A 4709-nucleotide genomic window follows, 5' to 3' on the forward strand; every position below is an offset into this window, starting at 1 on the left:
GGGACCGGATCTCCGGTCCCGCCCCACCTGTGTACGCGGTCGTATAGCGGTCGGTGTACCGCCGGGAGCGCCGACGACGTCAGTCGACGGGTGCTTCCACCAGGACGGTGCGCCGGGGGTTGGCGGTCTGCTGGGGGAGTTCGGCGGACTCCGGGGGCTCCTGCGCGTACGTCTCGGTGGCGAGTTCGTCCGCGTCCGTGAGATGCGCCAGCGTGGTGCGGCGCGGGTTGGCTATGGTGCGGATGGTCAGGGTGGACTTCACTGGGGCCCGTACCTCGCTTGACTTGAATCGACTTGACAGATCGTCACTCTTTGTAAATGTCGAGGGTAGGCCCGCTATTCCCTTCCAGGGCGTGACCTAGGCAACGCGGACGGTGTGAGTTTGCTCACGACGGTCCCCCCAAAAGCGACATAAGGAATCGTTGAATCCAGTTCCTTAATCGGGCAGAGGGGACTTTCGGGATGTTCTGTGCTCACTACCGGCTAGTTGGGCACGGTGTCGGGCTGAGTGCCTCGTAGGGAAATGTCCGGAGTTTCACGGGTGAATGTATACCCCTGGTGAGGGCTTGGACTCGATGAGTGACCATGGCCCTCGCGTCCTCCACAGCCCTTGTTGGAGATCCGGCACTGTGCTGGAATTCCACGGACCGCCGCAAGACAGCAGACCGGCGCGCGGACGCAAAGGCGCGGCGCACCGGTGATGAGGGGACGCGCCGGTCATTCACGACCGCCCGGGGGGACTTGCACCCCCACGACTCGATACCGTCCCACCGTCGCGCGCGGTGGGACGCCTGGTCCAGAGGTTGCGACGCTAGTGCAGGGACGTTTCAAGAGGGATGGCAGCGCCGAGGGGGACCCGGAGCTGCACGGCTCCGCCGATCGCGGTTCCCCGGCCCCGCGTGCCCAGGACGGCGGGCCGGCGGCGCCCGCTCCGGATGCCGGCGGCCCACCCGGTGCGCCCGGCGCGCCCGCGGACCGGCAGGCCCAGGGGAGCGGCGCGGCCGAGGAGCCGAAGGCCAAGGGCAAGGGCAAGGGCGGCAAGGACAAGGGGGGCAAGTCCAAGTCCAAGGGGGAGCGGGCGGACAAGGCGGCCAAGTCCCCCGGCCCGCAGAACACGGGCAACCGGCTCGCCCTGAAGAACTGGCGCATCAGCACCCGGCTGGTCTCCCTGCTCGCCCTGCCGGTCATCGCGGCCACGTCCCTCGGTGGCCTCCGCATCGCCAACTCGCTGCAGAACGTCGACCAGCTCGACAACATGAAGCTGCTCACCGAGATGACGGAGCAGGCCACCGAACTGGCCGCCGCGCTCCAGGAGGAGCGGGACCGCTCGGCCGGCCCCCTGGTGAGCACCGGCAACCAGAAGGACGAGCTGGTCGTCACCCCGCGCGAGAAGACGGACCGCACGCTCCAGCAGTTCAAGGAAGCCACCGGCGACATCGACGGCGGCGACAAGGTGATGGCGGGCGTCCAGTCCACCGTCCTGGACATCACCCGCCAGCTGAACACCATCAAGGACCTCCGCGAGCGGGCCTACGAGAACCCCGACAACGTCTCCCAGACGGTCAACAGCTACAACCAGCTGATCGATTCCCTGCTGTCCCTCTCCCAGGACATGGCGCAGGCCACCAGCAACTCGGAGATGATCCAGAGCACCCGCGCCCTGGCCTCCTTCTCCAGCGCCAAGGAGTACGCCTCCATCCAGCGCGCCATCATCTCCGCCGGCCTCGCCCACCCCGGCAGCCCCAAGCTGTCGGAGAACGACCGGCTCTACGCCCGCACCGCCGCCGACAGCGAGGACGCGGAGCTCGACAGCTTCACCAAGATCTACGGCGACGGCGACGCGAACGATCTCATCAAGCCGCTCACCAACGGCGACATCAACGTCCGCGAGGCGGACAAGTACCGCGACCGCATCCTGCACAGCCAGGGCGCGATCAAGAAGGAAAAGCGGACCTATGTCGACTGGATGGACCAGGACATAGACAAGATCACCGCGATGGGCAAGATCGAGCAGACGCTGCTCACGCAGATGGAGCAGCAGGCCCGCGAACTGCGCTCGGACGCCCAGCGCGAGGCGTACATCAGCGGTGCGCTCATCCTGCTCGTCCTGGGCATCTCCCTCGTCGGCGCGTTCGTCGTCGCCCGCTCCATGGTCAGCTCGCTGCGCCGGCTGCAGGACACCGCGCAGGACGTCGCCCGCAACCGGCTGCCCGAGCTGGTCAAGCAGATGTCCGAGGCCGAGCCGCAGGACGTGGACACCTCGGTCGACTCCGTCGGCGTCCACAGCCGCGACGAGATCGGCAAGGTGGCCGCGGCGTTCGACGACGTGCACCGCGAGGCCGTCCGGCTCGCCGGCGAGCAGGCGCTGCTGCGGGGGAACGTCAACGCGATGTTCACCAACCTCTCGCGCCGCAGCCAGGGCCTGATCCAGCGGCAGCTCTCGCTCATCTCCGAACTGGAGTCCCGCGAGGCCGACCCGGACCAGCTGTCCTCGCTCTTCAAGCTGGACCACCTCGCCACCCGAATGCGCAGGAACGGCGAGAACCTGCTGGTCCTCGCGGGTGAGGAGCCGGGCCGCCGGTGGACCCGCCCGGTCCCGCTCGTCGACGTGCTCCGCGCCGCCGCCTCCGAGGTGGAGCAGTACGAGCGCATCGAGCTCAGCTCCGTGCCGCCCACCGAGGTCGCGGGCCGCGTCGTCAACGACCTCGTGCACCTGCTCGCCGAGCTGCTGGAGAACGCCACCTCGTTCTCCTCGCCGCAGACCAAGGTCAAGGTCACCGGCCACGCCCTGCCCGACGGCCGGGTGCTGATCGAGATCCATGACACCGGCATCGGCCTCTCGCCCGAGGACCTCGGAGCGATCAACGAGCGGCTGGCCAACCCGCCGACGGTGGACGTCTCCGTCTCCCGCCGCATGGGCCTCTTCGTGGTCGGCCGCCTCTCCCTGCGGCACGGCATCCGCATCCAGCTCCGCCCCTCCGACTCCGGCGGCACGACGGCACTCGTCATGCTCCCCGTCGACGTCGCCCAGGGCGGCGCCCAGCCCAAGGGCCGCCCCGGTGCCCCCGCCGCGGCGGGCGCGGGCGCGCCCGGCGGCCGCCCCGCGGCGCAGAAGGGCGGCGGCCTCGCCGCCGCGCTGCAGCGCGGTCCGCAGCAGCCCGGCGGCAACCGCGCGGGCGCGGGCGCCGGGCCCGGCGCACCGGCGGGCACGTCCCGGCTCGGCGCGCTGCCGACTCGCGGCCAGGTCGGCGGCGGCCCCGACCGCCCCGCGCTGCCCGGCAGCGGCGACGGCACCCCCAACCTGTTCGCGTCGGCCACCCCGCCGCGTCCCGGCACGTCCGGCGGCCCGGGAGCGCCCGGTGCCGCGCCTCCGGGCGGCCCGCCGCTGCCCACCCGCGGCGCCCAGGCCGAGCTGCCCGGCGGCCAGGGCCAGCAGCCCGCCCCGGCCGGCCCCGGCGACACCTCCCAGTTCCCGGCGGTCCAGCGGCCGGGGGCCGGTACGGGGAGCGAGACGGGACAGTTCCCGCAGCCAGCGCAGGCGTCCGGCGGCCCGGGTGACACCGGTCAGTTCCCGCAGCCGCAGGTTCCGGGCGGTCCGGGTGATACGGGTCAGTTCCCGGTGCCGCCGCAGCGTGGGAACGCGGGTGACACGGGTCAGTTCCCGCGTCCCGGGCAGCCGGGTGGCCCCGGTGACACGGGTCAGTACCCCGTGCCGAACGGTCCGGGTGACACCGGTCAGTACCCGATGCCCGCGCAGGGCGGCGGTCCGGGCGACACCGGTCAGTACCCGATGCCCGTGCAGGCCAACGGTGGTCCGGGCGACACGGGTCAGTACCCTGTACCGAACGGTCCGGGCGATACCGGTCAGTTCCCGCAGCCGCAGGCTCCCGGCGGTCCGGGCGATACGGGCCAGTTCCCGGTGCCGCAGGCTCCGGGCGGTCCGGGTGACACGGGTCAGTTCCCGCGTCCCGGACAGCCGGGTGGTCCGGGCGATACGGGTCAGTACCCGGTGCCGAACGGTCCGGGAGACACGGGTCAGTTCCCGCAGCCGCAGGCTCCGGGCGGTCCCGGCGATACGGGTCAGTACCCCGTGCCGAACGGTCCGGGGGACACCGGTCAGTTCCCGCAGCCCCAGGCCGGAGGCCAGGGGCCGGGCGGTACCGGCGAGTTCGCCCTCCCGCAGCCCGGTATGAACGGCGGCACCGGCCAGTTCCCGGCGCAGCAGCAGGGCCCAGGCCAGCCCGGCCCCGGCCAGCAGGGCCCCGGCTCCACCGGCGAGTTCACCCGTCCCCCCTTCTCCGACGTCGGCGTGCCCGGCAGCGCGGCGGGGCGCCCGAGCTGGGCGACCCAGGAGCCCGGCCCCGGCGAGGACGCCCCGCGCGGCCACGACGAGCCGGAGACCGGCGAGCACGCCCGCCCGGGTTACACGGGCATGAGCAGCGGGCAGCCGCCCGCCCCGGCGCAGGGCGGCGGTGGCCCGAGCCAGGACACGGGCGAGACGGCGGCACCGGTGGCGAACGAGGGGATACCCAGCGGCCCTCCGGCCCCCGCCGACACCCGCACTCCCATATTCGAGTCCATGGAGTCGAACTGGTTCCAGGGCTCCGCACCATCGGCACCACCGGCTCCGTCCGCACCCTCGGCGCCCGATCCAGGCAGCCGGCCGGCGGGCAGCGCGCCGCAACAGCAGCCGTCCGGGGGGCCCACCC

2 protein-coding genes are annotated in these 4709 nt (G+C 72.4%); one reads left to right on the forward strand and one right to left on the reverse strand.

The features are described from left to right. Nucleotides 1-79: 79 nt before the first annotated feature. A complete protein-coding gene (locus G5C65_RS31380) occupies nucleotides 80-262 on the reverse strand; it encodes a hypothetical protein (RefSeq protein WP_165302435.1) in 183 nt (60 codons plus the stop codon). Nucleotides 263-814: 552 nt separating this feature from the next. Between G5C65_RS31380 and G5C65_RS31385 the strand changes: the two genes are divergently transcribed. Continuing rightward, nucleotides 815-4709 (forward strand): nitrate- and nitrite sensing domain-containing protein (locus G5C65_RS31385; RefSeq protein WP_165302436.1); only part of this gene is annotated, 3895 nt, incomplete at its 3' end.

This window comes from Streptomyces boncukensis (assembly GCF_011045075.1).
Taxonomy (GTDB): domain Bacteria; phylum Actinomycetota; class Actinomycetes; order Streptomycetales; family Streptomycetaceae; genus Streptomyces; species Streptomyces boncukensis.